The sequence below is a fragment of the Klebsiella sp. CN_Kp106 genome (genome assembly GCF_040064575.1).
GTDB classification, from domain to species: Bacteria; Pseudomonadota; Gammaproteobacteria; order Enterobacterales; family Enterobacteriaceae; genus Klebsiella; species Klebsiella michiganensis.
In genome coordinates this window covers 173495-195550 of sequence record NZ_JBEAIG010000015.1, presented here as the reverse complement: position 1 = coordinate 195550, position 22056 = coordinate 173495, and the positions used below count along the sequence as shown (strand labels likewise).

The window sequence follows — 22056 nt, the reverse complement described above, 5'->3', positions numbered from 1 at the left end:
GGTAAATGACCGCTAATGTCCCTAATGAGAGATGAAATTCGCGACCATTCAGCGGAAAAGATGCTATTTATCCGCCGTGCCGTCATTGCGTTTCTACTGGTGGTGATTTGCTTCGCCATCCTGATCCTTAATCTTTACCGCCTGCAGGTGGATCAGCACGACTTTTATCAGACGCGTTCAAACCAGAACGACATTAAAATGCTGCCCATCGCGCCGAGCCGGGGGCTGATTTTCGACCGCAACGGCATCCCGCTGGTACAAAATATTACCCTCTACCGTTTGCAGGTGATCCCGAGCAAAATCGCCGATATGACGGCGCTGCTGCAGCAGCTGACGCCGATCGTTGATTTAACCCCGCAGGATATCGCCGACTTCCGCGACGATATGCACCACAACAGCCGCTACAAAGAGGTGACGTTAAAATCGGACCTGAGCGATGTTGAAGTAGCGCGTTTTGCGGTCAATGAGTTTCATTTCCCCGGCGTCACGGTGGAGAGCTATCAGCAGCGCGCTTACCCCTACGGCGCCGAACTGGCGCACGTGGTTGGCTATGTCTCGAAGATCAACGACAGCGATCTGCAAAAGCTGGCCAAAGCCGGGGAAGAAGAGAACTACGCCGCCGACCACAATATCGGCAAGCAGGGCATTGAAGGCTACTACGAGAAAGCGCTGCACGGCACCACCGGCTATCAGGAAGTGGAAGTGGATAACCACGGGCGGGTCGTGCGTCTGCTAAAAGAGGTCCCGCCGGTGGCCGGGAAGAACATCTACCTGACGCTGGATCTGCACCTGCAGCAGTATATCGAATCGGTGCTGAAGGGGCAGCGCGCGGCGGTAGTGGCCGTCGATCCGCGCGATGGCGGCGTGCTGGCCATGGTGTCGAGCCCCAGCTACGATCCCAATCCCTTTGTCAGGGGCATCGGCTATCAGGCCTACCGTTCGCTGCTCGATAACCCGGACCGGCCGCTGATTAACCGGGTCACCCAGGGGCTCTATCCGCCCGCGTCGACGGTGAAGCCCTACATGGCGCTGTCGGCGCTGTCGGCGGGCGTGATCACGCCAACCACTTCCTTCTTCGGCGCGCCGACCTGGACGCTGCCGGGGACCCAGCGCCGCTACCGCGACTGGCTGAAGAGCGGCCACGGCATGCTTAACGTCACCAAAGCGATAGAAGAATCGGCGGATACCTTCTTCTATCAGGTGGCGTTTGAGATGGGCATCGACCGCATTCACGAGTGGCTAAGCAAGTTTGGCTACGGTCAGTCTACCGGCATCGATCTTAACGAAGAGTATGCCGGGGTGCTGCCGAGCCGGGAGTGGAAACAGCGGGTGCATAAAAAACCGTGGTATCAGGGGGATACCATTTCCGTCGGTATCGGTCAGGGCTACTGGATTGCCACGCCGATCCAGATGGTCAAGGCGCTGACGACCCTGATTAATAACGGCAAAGTGCAAAATCCGCATCTGCTTTACTCCATGAAGCAGGGTAATAAGGTCGAGCGCTATCAGCCGCCGCAGGATCTGCCGCAGGTTGGCGATCCGCATTCGCCGTACTGGGGCGTGGTGCGCAACGGCATGTACGGCATGGCGAACCTGCCAAACGGCACCGGCTATAAGCTGTTCCATACCGCGCCGTACCAGATCGCCGCAAAATCCGGGACGTCCCAGGTCTTCAGCCTGAAGGAGAACCAGACCTACAACGCGAAGATGATCCCGGTGCGCCTGCGCGACCATATCTTCTATACCCTGTTTGCCCCCTATCAGCATCCGAAGGTGGCGATGGCGCTGATTCTGGAGAACGGCGGCGGCGATGGCGTGGTTGCGGGACCGACGGCGCGCGCCATCCTCGACCATATCTTCGACCCGGCCAACGCGCCGGCGGAACAGGGCGCGACGTCGACGGTGCCGCAGGTGGAGAGCGCCGACGCGCAGTAAACGTTATTCACTCTGAGCATAAGCGTTAGCGGATTGGTTATTTGCCGCCGCCGGCGCTTTTGCTCATAGTAGCGTTCTGTATTGCTGTGAAAAAAGGCGCTCTGATGTCGTTAAGCCGAAATACGCTTCTTCTTGTACAAACCGGGACTCCGCCGGATGAAATCGTCTCCGACCACGGCGATCTTCCCCTCTGGTTTGGCAATTTACTGGCGCCGTGGCGCAAAAAAATCAGCGTGGCGCGCGTCTATGCCGGAGAGCCGCTTCCCGCGCCGGATAACGCGACCATCGCGGTGATTACCGGCTCCTGGGATATGGTGACCGAACGCCTGCCGTGGAGTGAAATGACCGCGGCCTGGATCCGCGAGGCGATGGCGATCGAGATGCCGCTGTTTGGCGTTTGCTACGGGCATCAGCTGATGGCGCACGCCCTGGGGGGTGAGGTGGACTACCATCCAGCCGGACGCGAAGCCGGAAGTAAAACCATTTCGCTGTCCGCACACGGCCTGGCGGATCGTCTGCTGGCTGACCACCCGGCGCCGTTCAGCGCGCACCTCACGCATATGCAAACGGTCACCCGATTACCGCCAGGGGCGAAGGTGCTGGCTTCGTCGCAGCACGATCCTCACCAGATTGTACGCTACGGCGCGCATGCCGTTTCTACGCAGTTTCATCCGGAGATCACCCCGGCGATTGCCCGCTCGCTGATCGCGTTCCGCCAGGCGGCGCTGCGCAACGAGGGGGTTGACCCGGACAGGCTGAGTCGTGACGTTGTGGAGAGCCCGGTGGCCTCGGCGATTCTGGCCCGCTTTGTCGCAGGCTACCTGCAGCCAGACCTGAACCCGGCTTAACCTCAGCGCTGTTTTTCCGCGAGCCAGGCCGCCGTTTCACCGAGGATTTCGTCGGAAAACGTTGAATCCGCGGTCATCCGCGCCAGAATTAACGCGCCGACCATGGCCGACCAGCTGCCAATCGCCGCGCGGCGGCTGGCTTGAGCGTCCCGATCATCCATCGCTTCACTGAGCTGTGCTATCTGCTGCTGCAGCCGCGCGCTCATTTCGTCACGCGCGGGTTCGGACTGACGGATGGTCTCCGCCGCCAGCGCCGCCAGCGGGCAGCCGCTGGCAAAATTATCCCGATGTTCGGGGGAAAGATAACGCTCGATTTGCGCGACGACGTCGTTTTTCGCCGCGTCGTTCTCCATCTTCAGTTCCGCGAGGGTTTGGGCGATCAGGTCATCCTTCGATTTGAAGTAGCCGTAGAATCCGCCGTGGGTCAGACCGGCTGATTTCATAATATCGGTGACCGTGACCGCGTCAAAACCCCGCTCGCGAAACAACCGCCCGGCGGCGGTCAGGATTGTCTGCTTATTCTCTTCAACCTGTTTTCTGCTCACTCTCATGGCATCGTCCTGCTGCGAAATTATTTATGATGACCATCATATAACATTATTTACAGCATACCCAGCCCGTGCCATTATACATGACGACCATCATGTATAAATTGAGGAGTACACCTATGAGCAGTGAATCAGCGGTGCTGGTAACCGGCGCATCGACCGGAATTGGCGCAGTCTATGCCGAACGTTTTGCCCGCCGCGGCCATGACCTGGTGCTAGTCGCGCGTAATCACGAGCGGCTGACGGCGCTGGCCGAGCGGTTGCGCGACGAAACCGGCGTTCAGGTCGACATCCTGCAGGCCGACTTAACCCAGGATAGCGACATCGCCGCCGTGGAGCAGCGGCTGCGGGAAGACGCGCGTATCAGGATTCTGGTCAACAATGCCGGCACCTCGATTCCCGGTGATTTCCTCCACCAGAGCAGTGACGATATCACTCGCCTGATTACCCTCAACGTGACCTCTGTGGCTCGCCTGGCGAACGCGATCGCGCCGCGTCTGGCACAGGCCGGAGAGGGGGCGATTGTCAACATTGCGTCGGTCGTTGGGCTGGGTCCGGAAATGGGGTTGACCGTCTACGGCGCCACGAAAGCCTTTGTGCTGTTTCTCTCGCAGGGGCTCGACGTTGAGCTGAGCGCGAAAGGCGTATACGTTCAGGCGGTACTGCCGGCGGCAACGCGCACCGAGATTTGGCAGCACAGCGGCAAAGACGTGGATACCATTCCCGGCGTCATGGAGGTGGATAAACTGGTGGATGCCGCCCTGGTGGGGTTCGACCGCCGCGAATCGGTGACCATACCGCCGCTGCATGATGAAACGCAGTGGCAGACGCTGAACGCGACGCGTCAGGCCATGCTCCCCGGCTTTGCGCAATCTGAACCCGCGGCCCGTTACCTGTCGCGATCGTGAGTTTGTCGCACCGTGTATCGGAAAGGAGAGTCGATACACGGTGCGACAACATCCCGCCATGTCACGCCCGGCACGGATACAACGCCTCTGGAAGGCAGTGCTGCGCACAGCCATCATCGGGCCGGTAGCCCGGGCAGGCGCTTTGCGCCGCCCCCGGGAGAAGAGCGCTGAGTGGCAGAATACCCGGAGGCGGTGCTGCGCACCTGTCCGGGCTACAGGTTCACAGCCATCTTCAGGCCGGTAGCCTCAATATTGTGACAACGTCACAAATTCAGGGCGAAAAACCAATAAAAAAGCCGATAAGGTGAGTTATCGGCTTTCAAGGTTAATGCGAAAACAAATTTACTGCGCCAGCAGCTCCTGGGCGGTACGTTCTACCAGACTCAGCAGCACCTTCACGTCCTCTAACGTCACGATCGGGTTCAGCAGCGTCAGCTTCAGACAGGTGACGCCGTTGTGCTCGGTCACGCCGACGTTAGCGCGACCGGAAGCCAGCAGCGCATCGCCAACCCGCTGGTTGAGCAGGGCGATCGCGGCATCGTCGCTGCCCGCCATCTGCTGCGGACGGGAACGGAACAGCACGCTCGCCAGCTGCGGCTGCATGACCAGCTCCAGCGTCGGCTGCGTTTTGACGTAATCCGCCACGTTCAGCGCCATCGTCACGCCGTGATCGATGATTTCCGCGTACTGCTTCTGGCCCAGCGCCTCCAGGCCCATCCACAGCTTCAGCGCGTCGAAGCGGCGGGTGGTCTGCAGCGATTTGGATACCAGGTTCGGTACGCCGTGCTCTTCATCGAACTCAGAGTTCAGATAGGCCGCCTGATAGCGCATCAGCTCATAGTGACGGGCTTCTTTTAACAGAAACGCGCCGCAGCTGATGGTCTGGAAGAACTGCTTGTGGAAATCCAGGGTGATGGAGTCCACTAAGTCAATGCCGTCCAGACGATCGCGATACTTCTCGGACATCAGCAGGGCGCCGCCCCAGGCCGCGTCAACGTGCAGCCAGATCTGGTGCTCAGCCGCGACGGCCGCAATCTCGCGCAGCGGGTCGATTGCCCCCGCGTCGGTGGTGCCGGCGGTGGCGACGATGGCCATAATCTGTTCACCGTTAGCCTGCGCCTCGGCGATTTTCGCTTTCAGATCCGCCACGTCCATCCGCGCGAATTCGTCGGTTTTCACCAGCGTCACGGAACGGTGGCCGAGGCCCATCAGCGCCATGTTCTTCTGCACCGAGAAGTGGGCGTTTTCTGAACACAGCACTTTGTACTGACGAATATCGCCCGGCAGACCATCCTGCTGGATGGAATGACCCCGGCGGGCAAAGAAGGCATCGCGCGCCAGCATCAGCCCCATCATGTTGCTCTGGGTGCCGCCGCTGGTGAAAACGCCCGCATCGCCGGCGCCGTAGCCGACCTGATCGCGCAGCCATTCAATCAGCTTGATCTCGATGATGGTGGCTGACGGGCTTTGGTCCCAGGAGTCCATGCTCTGGTTGGTGGCGTTAATCAGCACTTCCGCCGCCTGGCTAATCACCAGGCTCGGGCAGTGCAGATGCGCCACGCACTGCGGGTGATGTACCGACAGGCTGTCTTTCAGGAAGTACTCGATCGCACGTTCAATCGCCGCCTGGTTGCCCAGACCCTGTTCGTTGAAATCAAGGGTGATGCGCTCACGCAGTTCGTCAACGCTTTTCCCCTGATACATTTCAGGCTGCTGCAGCCACTGCGCTACCGCCTGGCTGGTCTGGGCGATCGCTTGCTGGTAGGCATCAATACTTTGCGCGGAACCAGCAAGAATCGGATTCAACTTGGACATTGCGGTCACTTACTCCACTCAGACCGGTTTTACGCCGGCGGCCAGCAGGGCCTGTTCAAATTTGTCGAAGAAAATTTCCAGCTCAGCGTTGCTGATCAGCAGGGACGGCAGCAGACGCAGCACGCAGCCGTGGCGACCGCCGCGCTCGAGGATCAGACCCGCTTCGAAGCATTTCTTCTGCAGCAGCGCGGAGAGTTCGCCATCCGCCGGGTAGCAGCCCATGTGGTCCGGCGCTTCGTTCGGTTTAACGATCTCGATGCCGATCATCAGGCCCAGACCGCGAACGTGGCCGATCACCGGATAGCGTTTCTGCATCTCGGCCAGCTTGCCTTTCAGCCATTCGCCCTGAGCGGCGGTTTTATCCGCAATGTTATTATCTTTCAGGTGGCGCAGGGTGGTCAGGCCGGTGGCCATCGCCAGCTGGTTGCCGCGGAAGGTGCCGGTATGGTGACCCGGTTCCCAGGCGTCGAACTGCTTTTTGATACCGAGAACGGCCAGCGGCAGACCGCCGCCAACGGCTTTCGACATCACGATAATGTCCGGCTCGATGCCCGCGTGTTCGAAGGCGAAGAATTTACCGGTACGCGCAAAGCCAGCCTGAACTTCATCGATGATCAGCAGAATGCCGTGTTCCTGAGTCACTTTACGGATGCGCTGCAGCCACTCGACCGGAGCCGGGTTCACGCCGCCTTCACCCTGAACGGCTTCCAGGATCACCGCCGCCGGTTTACGCACGCCGCTTTCGACGTCATTGATCAGGTTTTCGAAGTAGTAAGTCAGCGCTTTCACGCCGGCTTCACCGCCGATACCCAGCGGGCAGCGGTACTGGTGCGGGTAAGGCATAAATTGCACTTCCGGCATCATGCCGTTAACCGCCGCTTTTGGCGACAGGTTGCCGGTGACGGACAGCGCGCCGTGGGTCATCCCATGGTAGCCGCCGGAGAAGCTGATCACGGAAGAACGGCCGGTGTATTTTTTCGCCAGCTTCAGCGCCGCTTCCACGGCGTCAGCGCCGGACGGACCGGTGAACTGCAGGCAGTATTCTTTGCCTTCGCCCGGCAGCAGGGAAAGCAGGTATTCAGAGAAGCGATCTTTTAACGGAGTGGTCAGATCGAGAGTATGTAACGGCAAGCCGCTGGTAATGACACTTTGGATGCTCTGCAGCACATCAGGGTGGTTGTGGCCGAGTGCCAGAGTACCTGCGCCGGCAAGGCAGTCCAGATACTGTTTATTATCCGCATCGGTCAGCCAGACGCCTTCCGCTTTGGTAATCGCAAGGGGCAGCTTGCGCGGGTAGCTCCTGACATTCGATTCGAATTCAGCCTGACGGGCCAAAAAGGTATCGTTGTTTGCATCTAATAAATCTGCGCCTAAAGTATCAATACGGACTTTATCCGTCATCATATCACTCCCACAACCAGCGTTACGGTTGAGCGCTGGTTGAATAAATTGGTGTAAGAAATTGAATCGCCATGCATTAAAGCGGGCACAATATATGGCTTTTTAGATACGCATTCAACGTTTTATTGATTAAGGTATATTTACGTTATTTTTACACAGAAAAAAACCAACGTAACCATTTGATTTAAATCATGTATTTTAAAGGATAAAAGACCTTTAAAATTGTAATTATTAGTGAGGAAGTTTCTCGTTTTTTAATACTGCCGCGCGGGCATTGCTGGCGAAAAGTTTCCGCCAGCAATGGCATGACTCAATGCAGCTCAACCGCATAATTTGTTAAAGGTGTGACTTTTTTCACCAACTTATTGTTATATAAAAACTGTTCATAAGCTTCATACCGTGGTTTATCCAGCGCCGCCGGATCGCTGGCAAACAGAGGAAGGGTTTTCAGCCATGCCTGCTTGTTCAGTTCGGTGTTGAGCTCGGGATGCGCGGCGGCAAACGCCTGCCAGGTCTCCTGCGGGTGAGCGCGCAGGTAAGCGACGCCTTTTTGCAGCGCCTTGAGGAAGGCCCTGATTTTCGCCGCGTGGACTTCATCCCGGTTGGCGACAATCACCAGCTCGTCGTAGGCCGGTACGCCGTAATCCTCAACGTTCATCACCTGCGGATCTTTCCCCTGCAGCTTCAGCTCCAGCGCTTCGATATTACGATAGCCGCCAATGACCGCGTCGACCTGTCCGGCCAGCAGGGCGCTGGTCAGCTGGAAGTTAACATTGATGAGCTTGATGCTTTTGGGATCGATTTTCGCATGCTGCGCCATGGTGGCCAGCGTCGCCTGTTCGATGCCGCTCACCGAATACCCCACTTTTTTGCCCTGCAGATCGGCGGGAGATTTTATGCTTTTATCCAGCGCGATCACCGTATTCAGCGGCGAATTAATCAGCGTGCCGACGCGGACCAGCGGCAGCCCTTCATCAGCAAAAAAATGCACCTGCGGCTGGTAGGTAATCGCCAGGTCCGCCTGGCGGGCGGCGACCAGCCGCGGCGGCAGCGCCGGGTCGGACGGCGGCACAATCTTGACGTCCAGCCCCGCGTCTTTAAAGGCGCCAATCTGTTCGGCCACCAGGATCGGCGCGTGGTCGGGATTGATATACCAGTCCAGCACCAGGGTGAGTTTCTCGTTGGCCAGCGCCTGACCGCTGAACAGCGCGGCAATCGTCATACCGGCATAAACACGTTTACGCATGATTAGTCCTTTTATTTAAGAGCGTTATTCCGGCGTCCAGTTAATCAGCCGGTGTAAGAAAGCATCCACCGCCAGCCAGAGCAGGACGGTCAGTAGCACCAGAATAAACAGGGCCGCAAAGCAGATATCGGTTTGCAGACGGGCGTTGGCGTTAAGCATCACGTAGCCCAATCCTTCGGCTGAACCGACCCATTCGCCGATGATCGCCCCGATGGGGGCGACGGCGGCCGCCATCCGCAGGCCGGAACCGAGGGCCGGAAGGGCAGCCATCAGGCGAACGTGGCGCAGCTGCGCGCCAAAAGAGGCCCCCATCGTGCGCGCCAGATCGAGATAGTCGTGGTTAACCCGGCGCAGACCGTCAAAAAACGCCGAGGTGACGGGAAAGAAAATCACCAGCACCGCCATCATGACCTTGGCGCTCATGCCGAAACCGAACCACAGCACCAGCAGCGGGGCAAGGGCGAAAACCGGGATCGCCTGACTGGTCAGCACCAGCGGCATCAGCCAGCGCTGAAGGCGAGGCGAGACAATCATGCACAGCGCCAGGATCACGCCGAGCAGAACGCCGAGCGCGAGGCCGCTGAGGATCTCGCTTAATGTGATCAGTGTGTGTTCGCCGAGGTACGCGCGGTTGACCCACAGAGCGCTTGCCACCGCCGAGGGGGAAGGCAGCAGGAAAGCGGGAATGCCGCTGCGGGTCGCCAGCCACCAGAGCAGCAGCAGGCCGCAGAACACCACGGCGGCGCGAAACAGTTTTGCGCTCATCCGTTAGCCCTTATGAGCTGTTGCAGCAGCTCCGCCTGGCTGGCCAACAGCGCCGGGTCGTCCGGCGCGCGCGGCGGCATGCCGGAGAGGTGATGCCCGTCGTCAATCCCGCCGGGAGCGGGGGAAAGGACCAGCAGACGGTGGCTCAGGCGGCAGGCTTCCATCGGGTCGTGGGTGATCAGCACGACGGTGCGGTTTACCAGCAGCCCGGCGGCCAGGGTCTGAATGCGCGTGCGGGTAATCGTGTCGAGCGCGGAAAAGGGCTCGTCCATCAGCACGATGGGCCGGTCTTCGTAGAGCGTACGCGCCAGCGCCGCACGCTGGCGCATGCCGCCTGAGAGGGCGGCCGGGCGGTCGCCGGCGCAGTGTTCAAGGCCAACCTGCTGTAACAGCGCAGCAACCCGCCGATGGTCCACGCGCTCCCCGCGCAGACGCGCGCCAAGCGAGACGTTGTCGCGCACGCTTAACCACGGATACAGCAGATCTTTTTGCCCCATCCACGCCAGCCGCTTGTCTATTGGCTGCCCGTCGCTGGCGCGAACCTCACCGGCGGTGGCTTTTGCCAGCCCGGCGATAATACGCAGCAGGCTGGTCTTTCCGGCGCCGCTGGCCCCCAGCAGCGATACCCACTGGCCGCCGGGGATAGTGAACGTCAGATTGTCGAAGATCTGCCGCGAGCCAAAGCGCAGGCCCAGGCCGTGCACCTCAATTCCGGGAGCCGTCACGCCGGGCGCTCCGCGACGGCGTTAAGGCCCATCTGCCAGAAGTTAGCCTCCAGACGCGTGGCGGTGGTGAAAATAGCGCTGAGTTCAGCGAAACGCGCCTCGCCGCCGCGCTGCCGCCAGAGGGTTTCCAGCAGGCCGATGGCGTTATTGACGCTATTCAGGTAGCCCTCATCGCCGTAGTTGCGGATCCAGGAGGCATAAGGATTGGCGGTCAGTCGGGTCGCCGGATCGTGCAGCAGGCCGAGGCCGATTTCCGCGTAGCCGGCCACGCAGGGCATCAGCGCCGCCAGCAGATCCAGGGCGTCGCCGGAGTGGCCGATGTCCAGTACGTAGCGGGTGTAGTTGACGGTTTCCGCGGCTTCCGCTTCGGCGGCCATCGTCGCTTCATCCAGCCCCCATTCCCGGCAGTAGCCAACGTGCAGAGGCAGTTCGTCGAGAATGGCGTTCATCGACGCGGCGGCAGCGCGTATTTCCGCCAGGGTGCGCAGCTTGCTGACCAGCAGGGCGTAGCTGCGGGCGAAGTGGATCAGAAACAGATAGTCCTGCGTCAGATAGCGGCGAAAAGCGGGCTCGGGGAGGGTACCGTCGGCGAGCTGGCGCAGGAAGGGGTGGGCGACGTAGTGCTGCCAGTCGGCGCCGGCCTGCTGACGCAGACGACCATAAATACCCTGGGTAAACGCGGGAAGAATCACAGGACCTCCTGAAAAAAGGGAGATCCGGGCGTGCTGAAAGAAGTGTGAACAGGCAATGGCGCAAAACTGGCGGAAATGCCGACCCGTCCCTTCGCTGGCATGACCCAGATCAGGTTCAAAGGGTTCGGCTTACGCCATCTCAGCCCTCACGGGACACCCCTCGGTTTGGCCCCTGTTATACGACATTCCCTTTTTGATTACAATGCTGTGAATTTTATGAGGAAAGGTGACGTTGTCACGTGTGAGTGTCGCGAGAAAGGGCTTTTTGCATCGTGGCAGCCCGGCGGCGGCTAATGCCTTGCCGGGCGCGTATAATCAAAGGATCAGTGAAATTCTACCCAGCTGGCGCCGCTGTCTGCTGAACGTACGCACTTCTCGACCCAGTGCACGCCGAGCGCCCCGGCTCTGGCATCCGGATACCAGAAGTTTTCCAGCAAAGCGGCGTCGCGACGGTCGGTCGCATCCATGGCGATGGCAAAGCGGCGATACAGATTCGACCAGGCCTCAAACAGCCCTTCGGGATGGCCGCCGCCGATCCGGTCGTCCTGCAGGGCCAGCGGATCGAGATAGGACATTCCGCGTTCGAGGATGCGCACCGGCTCGCCCTGAATTTCGTAGCGCAGCTGGTTCGGCTGTTCATCCCACCACTCCAGGCTGGCTTTCTCCCCGACGATGCGGACTTTCTGTCCGTGCATTGAGCCGCTGTTGACCGCCGAGCACCACATCGACCCTACGGCGCCGTTGTCGTACTCCATCAGCACATGCGCGTTATCCTCCAGCGGCGCGCGGCTTTTGACAAAGCTCTGGCGGGAGCACATCAGGCGAGTGATATTAAGCTTCGGCGCCATGGTCTCCGCCAGGAACAGCGGGTGGGTGGCCAGATCGCCCAGCACGTAGCTGGGGCCGACAAATTTCGGGTCCACCCGCCAGCGGGTGCTGGGGTTATCCTGCTCTACCGGCTGGTTATGGAAACCGTGGGCGAACTGCATATTGATGATGCGGATCTCGCCCAGCAGCCCCTGTTCAATCATCTGCCGCGCCTGCAGAATCAGCTGATGCCCGGCGTAGCCGTAGGTGACGCCGATGATTTTGCGCTGTTTTTCGCTCAGGGCCACCAGCGCATCGGCCTCTTCGCCGGTAAAACAGAGCGGTTTTTCGCAGACCACATGCAGTCCGGCCTCCAGCGCCGCGCGGCAAATGGCGTAGTGGGTGTTGTTTGGCGTGGCGATGGAGACCGCTTCAATGCCGTCTTCCCGCGCCGCCTCTTCGCGAAACAACGTTTCGTAGTCGGGGTAACAGCGCCCGGCCTCCACGCCCAGCTGCTGGCCAAACTCGCGCCCGCGCTGGGGGTCAATATCAAAGGCTCCGGCCAGCAGGGTAAACGATCCGTCACGTAGCGCCGCAGAGCGGTGAATATAGCCAATCTGGCTGCTTCCGCCGCCGCCCACCATGCCCCAGCGCAAGGAGCGGCCAACAGGTTTAATACCGTTAATCATGTGTTTTCTCCCGATTAAAAACCAACCGAGCGCAGGTAGCGCAGGCTTTCCGTGACCGCCTGCAGGCTGCCCTCGACGTTGCGCGGATCGCGCTCTTGCTCAATGGTGATCCAGCCCTGATAGCCCCGCTTGTCGAGAAAGGCGCGCACCGCCGGATAATCAATGGCGCCGCTGCCGAGCGGGCACATCACCCCCTCCGCGCAGGCGGAGAAGAAGTCGATGCCGCGGGAAATCACGCTCCTGAACACCTGCGGGTCGACATCTTTAAAGTGCAGGTAGTCAAGGCGATCAAAATGGCGATCCAGCCAGCTGATGGGGTCCATGCCCGAATAGAAGAGATGGCCGGTGTCGAGACATAAACCGGCTACGTCATGGGGGATTTGCGCCGCCAGCAGATCGATTTCATCGGCAAACTCAATGCAGCCGCCGGCGTGAGGATGGATAACCGGGCGAACGCCGTACTCCTGCCACGCCAGTCGGCTGATGGTCACAATGTGGTCGACCATCCGCTGCCAGTCGGCGGGTGACAGGCGGGGAGCCCGCTCGCCGCGCCCTGCATATTTCGCCCGCTGCGGATTGCCGAAATCAATAATGACCAGATAAGGCGGCTGGAAGGGGTTGCCCGGCGTCTTTTCCGCCGACGGCACCTGCGAAAGGTTGCGGCAGAGGTTATGCGTCAGTTCGACAATATTCGCGAAGTTCTCTTCGCTGACCAGATCGTCGAAGATCGTTCCGGCAACCAGCGACAGCCCCTGTTTATTCAGCGCTGCGCTGAGTTCATCGGCCCGGGTCGGCAGATAGCTCCACGGGCCCAGTTCAATGCTTTTATAACCGGCGGTCGCCGCTTCTTCCAGTACCTTGGACCACGGCGGCAGATAAGGGTTTTTGGGATCATCGACGCCCCAGCTGCACGGCGCGTTGGCAATATGTATGGTCATGATGGCTTCCTTTTCAGATGAGGAGAAAACATGACCAGTATTGAATGAAAATTTCATATCCAACAATGATGAAATTTAAATTCTTTGATGGGATTCAAGGTTTATTTTGATAACATAAATGATAGTTTTTTATCAAATGCAGCGCTGAAGCGGGGCGCGGCGACTTTACCCGCGCCTGCGGCAATCAGAGGTTTTCTTTAGTGAGGAGGTCAAACGGCTGCAGAGCGTTGATAAACGCCACCTGCGGCTGGCTGGCGGCGTGGACAAACGCGTTGATGGTGGCGGCGGCAAATTCGTCAAGCCGATGGGTAAGCATGAGATCGATAGTGCCGTCAATTAGCGCCAGCTCGCCGCTATCCACCGGGCCATGACAAATCAGGGTGACCTGATGCTGGCGCTGGCGCGCGCGCAGGGCGGCGACAATCCCTTCCACGCCGCCGCAGGGCGCGTAAATGGCCTTGAGATCGGGGTACTGTTGCAGCATCTCTTCCGTAACCTGGCGCGCGACATCGGCGCGTTCGTGGCTGCGCACCGGTTCAAGCACCCGATCGCCTTTGCCCTGTTCACGCAGGTAGGAGCGGAAACTTATCTCGCAGCTTTCCTGACAAATAAACCGATTATCGCCGACGATAATGCCAATTTCGCCGTCGTCGTGGCACAGCCTGTCCACCGCCCAACCGGCGGTGCGGCCCGCTTTCTGGTTATCCAGCCCGATATAGCCGGTACGCTGCGGGATGCTCATATCGGAGAGCAGGGTGAAGACGCGGACGCCTTTCTCGATGGCCTGCACGACCGCATGGCGGATAAGCGGATTATCCAGCGCGACAATACCGATAACGTCGACCGTATCGCTCAGACGGGCGATCGCGGCGGCCATATCGTCGATGGCGTTAATATCATAATGCAGGAAAGCGGGGGCCTGCGCCGGGCTATGCCACGGTAACGCCGCCTGCTCCAGCGCCTGCGCCAGCTGATGGTAAAACGAGTGTGACTGCTGTAGCAGAATGAAGCCCATTCTGAGGGCTACCGCCGGCCGATCCGCCGCCAGCCGATAGCGGGATTGCTCCAGCGCGAAGCCTAAGCGCCGCGCGGATTCCAGCACTTTACGTTCGGTGCTCTCTTTCACGGGCGTGCGTTTATTGAGCACCCTGTCCACCGTCGCGATACCGACTCTGGCCTCTTTGGCGATATCCGCCATGGTGACTTTTTTTGCTGACATGATTCTCTTCCTTTGAGGTTAATGATAAAAAGCTATCATTATTGTGACAGGCAAACAGCGAGGCGGGTCAGACTTCAGGAAAATCATTTCGCCGCTCTGGCTTCATTGACCTGATATTCAACCGCCAGGGTCTACACTAAGTGCATCCCCACTCAGGAACAGGATGTTATGACGTATTCCCTCTCAAAAAAATTTCTCGCCGCCACCTCTGCGCTGCTACTGCTCTCCATGAGCGCGGTCCCGGCCAGTGCCGCCGCCGATAATAGCGACGCGGTCTCTCCGCTCAGCGCCGGAAATGGCTTAAGCGAAGCGGCAAAGCAGTATCTCCTGCGCTATCCCTCCCGCAGCGGCGTGGACGGCAAAACCGCCCGTGAAGATACCGCCGCGGTCTTTATTCCGTTTGGCGCCACCCCGGAAGGGGGATGGCCGGTCGTGGTCTGGGCCCACGGTACCGTGGGCGTAGCTAATCACTGCGCGCCGTCGTTAAACCCGCGCAGCGAACGCGATAAGCAGTACCTGAACACCTGGCTGTCGCTGGGCTACGCGGTGGTCGCGCCGGATTATGCCGGTCTGGGTTCGTCTGGCCTGCACCACTATCTTAATGCCCGCGGCGAAGCGTGGAGCGTGCTTGATAGCGTTCGCGCCGCCCTGAAACAGTTCCCGCTGAAAAATGAACTCATTCTGGTCGGACAGTCGCAGGGCGCGCACGCCGCGTTCGCCAGCGCCGGATATCAACCCCACTACGCGCCGGAGCTGAATGTTCGCGCAACGGTGCTGACCGGGACGCCGTATTTTGAGAAGGGGACCACCGCAGCCGACATTCTTCCGCCGGCAGGCGGCAAAGCGCCGAGCGGCGGCGACCCGAAAATACCCTATATTTTCTATATTTACCTCTCGGCTGCCGATAGCAACCCGCAGCTCAATCCGGCTGATTATTTCCAGGATAAAGCGCTGCCGCTGCTGAAAGAGGCGAGCAATTTATGCATTACGCCGCTCAACGATGAAGTGATGAAGGCCGGTCTGAATGCGGCTAATGCCCTGAAGCCGGGGGTGGATTCGCTGTTAAACGCCAGCGTGGGCGCCATGCTCTACCCGACGCTGAAAATCGATCACCCGGTGTTTATCGGTATTGGTAGCGCGGATATTAACGTGCCGACGGCAATGCAAAAACGCTTTGCGGACGCGGTGAAAAGCGCGGGAACCCGTGCGGACGTGCATATTTATGAGGGGCTGGATCATAGCGGTACGGTTAACCCGTCTTTACGCGACTCGGTGCCGTTTTTGATTAAGACGCTCAACGATAAGCGGTAGCGGCGAAGGGATGATGAGCCGCCCTGAGCAAGGGGCGGTTCAGTACAGGTATGGCGTCGATTACCAGTATTTGGGGATCAGATAGCCATACATAACGACGGCGACAACAATCATCAGCGTAATAATCGCCCAGTCGGCTTTTAGTGATTTTACCGCGTTCATAAGTTCCTCTTTTTCAATGAATCACCGGGTAACGTTACCGCCGTCGCGCCTGCATGTAGGTGATAGAGATCACATAAAAAATATTTGTCATACAAATAAAGTGTGTCAATTTTTTTACTCTTCTCAGCAATATTTTGCCCGCTCATTCGTCTACCTCCGCACAGGGTAATTATTCAATAGCGTAATGAGGTAAACAGACGATGAGAGATATCGATATGCACGGTCAGCACCACCATCACCGCTTTGGCCGCCACAGAATGGCGAAGCCGCTTCTTATCGGCGTGGCGCTAATCGCCATACTTGGGCTGCTGGTGATGTCGCTGTGGAATGCGCTGCTGCCGGCCATCCTTGGGGTGAAGAGCATTGGCTTCTGGCAGGCGTTAGGTGTGCTGGCGCTGTCGCGGATCCTGTTCGGCGGTCTCGGCTTTCGCCCGGGAATGTTCGGCATCGGTAACGCGCGGCGTCGGATGCATGAACGCTGGATGAACATGAGCCCGGAGCAGCGCGATGAGTTTGTGCAGCGCTTTGGCCACCGCGGGCATCGCGGCCACTGCGGCTGGCGCGACCGCCGCAGCGAGCATGCTCCGCAGCAGGAGAGTTCGCCTAAAAGCGCGGATCCCGAGTGAGCACAATGAAAAACAGGATCGTGGCGCCATCACGGCTTGTTTCCGCCCTCGATGCCTGCCGGTCGCGGCTGAAGGCTTTTATTCGCGGACGGACCCCGCTGCGCGATGAGGCGGACGATATCCTGCAGGAAGTGACGTATCAGCTCATTCGCGTCGAGCAGCCGGTGGAGAATATCGCCGCCTGGTTGTTCCGGGCGGCGCGTAACGAGATGACCGACAGGGCAAGAAAAAAGCGCGAGCTGCCGCTGGCGGGCGGTTTCAGCGACGAGGAGGAGGGCGATTTTCCCGAGGATGAGCTGGCCGAAACGCTGTTTGGCGTTGCGCAAACGCCGGAGGATGAGTATCTGAAAGCGCTGCTCTGGGAGGAATTAAGTCAGGCGCTCTCGGAACTGCCGCCCGCCCAGCGTGAAGCCTTTGAGAAAACCGAACTGCATGGCTACAGCTACCGGGAGCTGGCAGAGGAGTTCGGCGTCAGCGAACAGGCGCTGCTCTCACGTAAGCATAAAGCGGTACTCTACCTTCGTACCCGCCTGCGCGCGCTGTACGATGAACTGCTGGCCAGTTAGGCATTCTCCGGCTCCTGCTGCAGGGGCCGGAGAGGTGCGTTTAAACCGCTGATTGAATTATTGCCTGTAGCCCCAGGCCGTGAGGAAGGCGCTAATCGCGCATTCGGCGAGCTGCTCCAGCCTCTCTGGCGCCACCGCTTTTTGCGCAATTAAGGCCCCCGGCAGCGGATAGCCCATAATCGCGCCGAGAAACGCCGTCGCCTCTAGCTCCGGGTCGCTGAGGGTCAGCAGACCTTCGTCTTGTTTCTGCGCCAGGATATCGCTCAGCGCCTGCAGTACGCGGCCTGAGGGGCGCTGTTCGAGCGTGACGTAAAGCTCGGGCCTTTGCACCAGCACCTGGATCAGCAGGCGCTGAAAGTGAATATTCTCCGGCGCATAAAAGTGTTGTTGCACCACTTTCGCAAACCCGCGCAGCAGCGCGGGAAGATCCTGCTGACGATCCTGCAAAAGCTGGCGCAGGGGCGGCTGCATGGTGTCATTGAGAAACGCGAACGTCTCCAGCAGCAGCGCGTCTTTGCCGCCGGGAAAATGGCTGTACAGGGTCGGGCGCGTGGTACCCGCTTCGGCGGCAATGGTATCCAGCGACACATCAAGCCCGTGGCTGAGAAACAGCTCACGGGCGGTTTGTAAAATGCGTGGGCGGGCTTTCATTGGCCGCCCGCGTTGATTTCCCATCAATTGAGTCCTTACCGTTTGCGCCCTTTAAGGCGCATCATTCCTTGCTGTACCAGCAGGAAAAAGAGTGGAACGAAGAGCAAGGTCAGCAGCGTCCCGGCGAGCATACCGCCGATCACCGCGGTGCCAATCTCACGCTGGCTGGAAGCGCCGGCGCCGGTAGAGAGTACCAGAGGGATAACGCCGACAACAAATGCAAGTGAGGTCATCACGATGGGGCGCAAGCGCAGGCGAGCGCCCTCCAGCGCCGCGTCGGCCAGCGTTTTACCTTGCTGAAACCGCGCCAGGGCGAACTCAACGATCAGAATCGCGTTTTTGGCGGAAAGCCCCATGGTCGTCAGCATACCGACCTGAAAGTAGATATCGTTTTCGTATCCGGCGAGCAACGAAGCGCTCACGGCCCCAAGAATGCCTAACGGGACGATCAGCAGTACGGCGACAGGAATCGACCAGCTTTCATATAAGGCGGCGAGACACAAAAACATAAAGGCCAGCGACGCCAGGTATACCCATAACGTCTGCACTGAGGAGGTCTGCTCCTGCCAGGATAAACCGCTCCATTGCCTTTCAAACCCGCTCAGCTCGCCCACCAGTTCGGACATCGTCGCCATCGCCGCACCGGAACTGACGCCCGGCGCCGCGTTTCCCTGAAACTGCACGGCCGACAGTCCGTTAAACCGCTGGAGCATTTGCGGCCCGGTAGTCCAGCGGAATGATGAGAAGCTGTCGAAGGAGGCCATGTTGTTGCTGTCGCCGCGGACAAACCAGGCGGATAAATTATCCGGCGTCGAACGCCAGGCCGCATCCCCCTGCATATACACGCGCTTGACGCGCCCGCGGTCGATAAAATCGTTGATGTACACGCCGCCCCAGGCCGCAGAGAGGGTGCTATTGATGGCGGCCTGATCCAACCCCTGGGCCTGGGCTTTTTGTCTGTCGATACCCACCTGCAGCTGCGCTTTCTCCTCCAGACTGTTAATTCGCACGGCGTCCAGCGTCGGCGTTTGCCTGGAGGCAGTGAGGAGGGTGGTTTGCGCTTCGATGAGCGCCTGGCGGCCGTTTTCCGCGCTGTCCTGCATCCAGAGTTCAAAGCCGCTCGACTGCCCGAGTCCGCGTACGGTAGGCGGCGACATGACGCTGATGGTGGCCAGCCGGGCGTTTTTTAAAAAGTACCGGTTCGCCCGCGCGATAATCGCCTGCGCGCTGTTCTGTTCCCCGGGACGCGCGTCCCAGTGCTTTAGTTCGGCGAAGGCCATCCCGACGTTCTGCCCGCTGCCGGCGTTGTTTCTGCCGGTGACCATAAAGATGACGTTGAGGTTATCCTCCTCCTCGGCCATGAAATAGCGGGTAATGTCCGCGCCGACCGCCTCGGTCATCGCCATCGGCGAACCGGATGGGAGCGTAAACTGAACCATCACCGCGCCCTGATCCTCTTCGGGCAGAAAGCCGCTGGCCAGCTTCTGATACTGCCAGAGCATCAAAAGCGTCAGCGTCAGGGCCAGCAGCACAAAGCGGAGCGGGCGAACGGTTATCCGCCGGAGTATGGCGAGGTAACGGTTCTGGCTGGCGGCGACGCCGCGGTTGAAACAGGTGAAGAATCGCCCTTTTTTAAGGTGCCCGGATTTAAGCAGATGGGCGCACAGCGTCGGCGTCAGGGTTAACGCCACCAGCGCAGAGAGCGCCATTGCCGAGACGATGGTGACGCTGAACTGGCGGTAGATAATCCCCACCGAGCCGCCGAAAAACGCCATCGGGATAAATACCGCAGAGAGAACCAGCGCGATGCCAATCAGCGCGCCGGTGATCTCATTCATCGAGCGCAGGGTGGCTTCAGGCGGGGTAAGATCCTCCTCCGCCATCAGGCGTTCAACGTTCTCCACCACCACGATGGCGTCATCAACCAGTAAACCGATTGCCAGAACCATCGCAAACAGGGTGAGGGTATTAATGCTGTAGCCCAGCAGGCTGAGGATGCCGAAGGTGCCGAGCAGAACCACCGGCACCGTGAGCGTCGGGATCAGCGTAGCCCGCCAGCTCTGAAGAAAGAGGTACATGACGGCCACCACAAAAAGAATCGCCTCTATCAGCGTACGCACCACGCTTTCAATAGAGACCGTCACGAACGGCGTGCTGTCGCGCGGGTAAGCGGCGACAACGCCTTGCGGAAAGCGCGGCGTCAGGCGTTCGACCTCCGCCCGGATCTTCTCCGCCGTCGCCAGCGCGTTAGCCCCCGAGGCCAGCTGAATTGAGATCCCGGCGGAGGGGAAACCGTTGAGCGTGGTTTGGTTTTGATAGTTTTCCGCGCCGATCTCCACCCGGGCGACATCGCGCAGATAGACCACCGAGCCGTCGCTGTGGGTGCGCAGGATAATGTTTTCGAACTGTTCCGGACGCTCAAGGCGGGACTGGGTGGTGACCGTTGCGTTCAGATACTGCCCCTCCAGCGTGGGCAGCGAGCCGATTTCACCGCTGGTGACCTGCGAATTCTGCGCCTCGATGGCGGCCTGCACGTCGGAGGGCATCAGACCGTAGCTGGTCAGCTGCAGCGGATTGAGCCAGATGCGCATTGCATACTGGGCGCCGAAAACGGTGGTTTCTCCTACGCCTTCAACCCGGCTCAGCGGCTCCTGCAGGGAACTGACGAGAAAGTCGCTAATATCGAGGCTGGTTAACGACCTGCTTTGGTCATACAGGGCCACCACCATCAGGCTGTCTCCCTGTGATTTGGTCACCGCGATCCCTTGCTGCTGCACCTCCTGCGGTAAGCGCGTGATAGCCTGATTGACGGCGTTTTGCACCTGTACCTGCGCCATGTCAGGGTTAATGCGCTGATCAAAACTGAGGCTAATGCGCGCCTGGCCCGCTGAACTGCTGCTGGAGGAAAAATAAAGCAGGCCGTCGATGCCTTTAATCTGCTGCTCCAGCACCTGCGTCACGCTGTCTTCCACGGTTTCAGCCGAGGCGCCGGGGTAGTTTGCCGTGACGTTGACGCCGGGCGGGGCGATATCCGGATACTGTTCAACCGGCAGGGTCAGCAGGGCAAGGGCGCCGGCCGCCATAATACAGATGGCGATGACGGCGGCGAAAACTGGGCGAAACACAAAAAAGCGAGCCAGCATCGTGGTGCACCTTCGGTCAGTTAAGGGATGCTTGCAGAGCAAACACGGCGGATGGCGCGTTTATCGCATCGTCGGGCGGAATCGGGGTAAAGGGCAGCCCATGGAATGCCTCATCGTGGACTTTGCTCATCAAGAAGGCGCCGATCTCAGAACATGACGTCGTACGCTGGTACTCACTCCACAGATAGTCGTAGGTTTGAATGCTGAAAATATTCTGCTGCAGTAAAAAGTGCAGATAGCGTTGCCGCTGTTCCACGCGCTGGCTAATGAGCAGGGCGCGACAGCGCCAGGCCTCGGACGGATCTTGTAGGTGCGAGCAGGCGTCATAGAGCGGGGCGCCCTGCGCGGGCAGGCTGGGTAAAGCGGCGTTCATCGCGCAGGGGAAAATGGCTAATGCAATGAAATAAAAAAGCTTTCCCCATTTTTCTTTGTTAATCATCAGATTCACTCCGCCAGTTTATTTACTTTACAGTAAAGTAAATAAACTGTTTAAACAAGCGTTCATCTGTACGAAGAGTAAACGGGGAAAGCGAGGGGGGATGAGCAGAAAACGCCTGCTCAGGATTTAAAACATGCCGTTGCCGCTGACGGTTTTTTGCGGAACGTTCTGGGTCACGTCCCAGTGTTCAACGATTTTATGCTGTTCGTCGACGCGGAAGATATCGATAATCGCCCGCGTCACGCCCGGCTCGCGACCGGTGACCTCAACGTGCAGGATCACATGATTGCCGTCGACAAACGCCTGCTTAATTTCGCTGTGCGAGTCGGGATATTTGTTCTTCAGGAAGGCGATAAATTGCTCAAAGCCTGCAACGCCGTCTTTCGCCATCGGGTTATGCTGTACGTAGCGGTCTCCCAGATAGGGTCTGGCGGCGGCAAAGTCTTTGTCATTTAACGCTTTATTATAAAAATCAATAACATTCTTTTTATTCAGCTGTTCATTTTCACTGTTGCCCGCAAAAACGGCGGGTGTCAGAGCGCAGAACAAGGAAAAGGCGACGATCGATTTTTTCAACATACATCCTCCGGTGGGGTTGATACCAGGCTCCTGGCCTGTCAGG

21 protein-coding genes and 1 riboswitch are annotated in these 22056 nt (G+C 59.1%); of the genes, 6 read left to right on the top strand and 15 right to left on the bottom strand.

What is annotated here, in order from left to right:
- Positions 1–15 precede the first annotated feature (15 nt).
- Complete coding sequence (mrdA, locus tag ABLU96_RS09795) at positions 16–1935, top strand: penicillin-binding protein 2 (protein WP_004850811.1); 1920 nt, start codon at positions 16–18, stop codon at positions 1933–1935.
- A 104-nt stretch (positions 1936–2039) separates the two neighbouring features.
- Entirely contained in the window at positions 2040–2783 is a 744-nt protein-coding gene (locus ABLU96_RS09790) for a glutamine amidotransferase (RefSeq protein WP_064404894.1), read from the top strand.
- Between the two features lie 2 nt (positions 2784–2785).
- Here the strand turns inward: ABLU96_RS09790 and ABLU96_RS09785 are convergent, their stop codons facing one another.
- A complete protein-coding gene (locus tag ABLU96_RS09785) occupies positions 2786–3334 on the bottom strand; it encodes a TetR/AcrR family transcriptional regulator (protein ID WP_064404896.1) in 549 nt (182 codons plus the stop codon).
- A gap of 116 nt (positions 3335–3450) precedes the next feature.
- On the opposite strand from ABLU96_RS09785, the gene ABLU96_RS09780 reads away from it, so the two are divergent.
- A complete protein-coding gene (locus tag ABLU96_RS09780; protein WP_064404898.1) occupies positions 3451–4239 on the top strand; it encodes an SDR family oxidoreductase in 789 nt (262 codons plus the stop codon).
- A 342-nt stretch (positions 4240–4581) separates the two neighbouring features.
- On the opposite strand, the gene ABLU96_RS09775 is transcribed toward ABLU96_RS09780, so the two are convergent.
- From ABLU96_RS09775 to ABLU96_RS09735, 9 genes are all read right to left on the bottom strand, one after another.
- Positions 4582–6063, bottom strand: coding sequence for an aspartate aminotransferase family protein (locus ABLU96_RS09775; protein ID WP_163520711.1), 1482 nt, complete (start codon positions 6061–6063; stop codon positions 4582–4584).
- Between the two features lie 9 nt (positions 6064–6072).
- A complete protein-coding gene (locus tag ABLU96_RS09770; protein ID WP_009652210.1) occupies positions 6073–7458 on the bottom strand; it encodes a diaminobutyrate--2-oxoglutarate transaminase in 1386 nt (461 codons plus the stop codon).
- A 307-nt stretch (positions 7459–7765) separates the two neighbouring features.
- Positions 7766–8701 (bottom strand): ABC transporter substrate-binding protein, encoded by a 936-nt coding sequence (locus tag ABLU96_RS09765; protein WP_025108383.1) that lies wholly within the window; start codon positions 8699–8701, stop codon positions 7766–7768.
- A gap of 24 nt (positions 8702–8725) precedes the next feature.
- Positions 8726–9466 carry an ABC transporter permease gene (locus ABLU96_RS09760; protein WP_004850829.1) on the bottom strand — a complete coding sequence of 247 codons (741 nt, stop codon included), beginning with the start codon at positions 9464–9466 and terminating at the stop codon, positions 8726–8728.
- A complete protein-coding gene (locus ABLU96_RS09755) occupies positions 9463–10191 on the bottom strand; it encodes an ABC transporter ATP-binding protein (protein WP_014229332.1) in 729 nt (242 codons plus the stop codon). The genes ABLU96_RS09760 and ABLU96_RS09755 overlap by 4 nt, the downstream gene beginning before the upstream one ends.
- Positions 10188–10883 (bottom strand): TenA family protein, encoded by a 696-nt coding sequence (locus ABLU96_RS09750; RefSeq protein WP_064404903.1) that lies wholly within the window; start codon positions 10881–10883, stop codon positions 10188–10190. The genes ABLU96_RS09755 and ABLU96_RS09750 overlap by 4 nt, the downstream gene beginning before the upstream one ends.
- Positions 10884–10952: 69 nt before the next feature.
- Positions 10953–11054, bottom strand: a riboswitch (TPP riboswitch).
- A 152-nt stretch (positions 11055–11206) separates the two neighbouring features.
- Positions 11207–12379, bottom strand: a complete 1173-nt coding sequence (locus tag ABLU96_RS09745; RefSeq protein WP_064404905.1) for a Gfo/Idh/MocA family oxidoreductase — start codon at positions 12377–12379, stop codon at positions 11207–11209.
- A 14-nt stretch (positions 12380–12393) separates the two neighbouring features.
- On the bottom strand, positions 12394–13317 hold the full coding sequence (locus ABLU96_RS09740) for a TIM barrel protein (protein ID WP_064404906.1): 924 nt from the start codon (positions 13315–13317) through the stop codon (positions 12394–12396).
- A gap of 184 nt (positions 13318–13501) precedes the next feature.
- Complete coding sequence (locus ABLU96_RS09735; protein WP_064404909.1) at positions 13502–14536, bottom strand: LacI family DNA-binding transcriptional regulator; 1035 nt, start codon at positions 14534–14536, stop codon at positions 13502–13504.
- Between the two features lie 168 nt (positions 14537–14704).
- Between ABLU96_RS09735 and ABLU96_RS09730 the strand changes: the two genes are divergently transcribed.
- Entirely contained in the window at positions 14705–15847 is a 1143-nt protein-coding gene (locus tag ABLU96_RS09730) for an alpha/beta hydrolase (RefSeq protein ID WP_064404910.1), read from the top strand.
- Positions 15848–15907: 60 nt separating this feature from the next.
- On the opposite strand, the gene ykgR is transcribed toward ABLU96_RS09730, so the two are convergent.
- On the bottom strand, positions 15908–16009 hold the full coding sequence (gene ykgR / locus ABLU96_RS09725; protein ID WP_004137159.1) for a small membrane protein YkgR: 102 nt from the start codon (positions 16007–16009) through the stop codon (positions 15908–15910).
- A 200-nt stretch (positions 16010–16209) separates the two neighbouring features.
- Here ykgR and ABLU96_RS09720 point away from each other — a divergent pair, with 200 nt between their 5' ends.
- A complete protein-coding gene (locus ABLU96_RS09720) occupies positions 16210–16635 on the top strand; it encodes a hypothetical protein (protein WP_025108376.1) in 426 nt (141 codons plus the stop codon).
- A gap of 5 nt (positions 16636–16640) precedes the next feature.
- Complete coding sequence (locus tag ABLU96_RS09715) at positions 16641–17201, top strand: RNA polymerase sigma factor (protein WP_075912516.1); 561 nt, start codon at positions 16641–16643, stop codon at positions 17199–17201.
- Between the two features lie 57 nt (positions 17202–17258).
- Here ABLU96_RS09715 and ABLU96_RS09710 read toward each other — a convergent pair whose 3' ends face one another.
- From ABLU96_RS09710 to ABLU96_RS09695, 4 genes are all read right to left on the bottom strand, one after another.
- Positions 17259–17876: a TetR/AcrR family transcriptional regulator gene (locus ABLU96_RS09710; RefSeq protein ID WP_064404916.1), complete on the bottom strand. Its 618-nt coding sequence runs from the start codon at positions 17874–17876 to the stop codon at positions 17259–17261.
- A gap of 11 nt (positions 17877–17887) precedes the next feature.
- A complete protein-coding gene (locus ABLU96_RS09705; RefSeq protein ID WP_064407250.1) occupies positions 17888–20995 on the bottom strand; it encodes a multidrug efflux RND transporter permease subunit in 3108 nt (1035 codons plus the stop codon).
- A 16-nt stretch (positions 20996–21011) separates the two neighbouring features.
- Entirely contained in the window at positions 21012–21434 is a 423-nt protein-coding gene (locus tag ABLU96_RS09700) for a hypothetical protein (protein WP_064404920.1), read from the bottom strand.
- A 126-nt stretch (positions 21435–21560) separates the two neighbouring features.
- Positions 21561–22013 carry a nuclear transport factor 2 family protein gene (locus tag ABLU96_RS09695; protein ID WP_064404923.1) on the bottom strand — a complete coding sequence of 151 codons (453 nt, stop codon included), beginning with the start codon at positions 22011–22013 and terminating at the stop codon, positions 21561–21563.
- Positions 22014–22056: the final 43 nt, after the last annotated feature.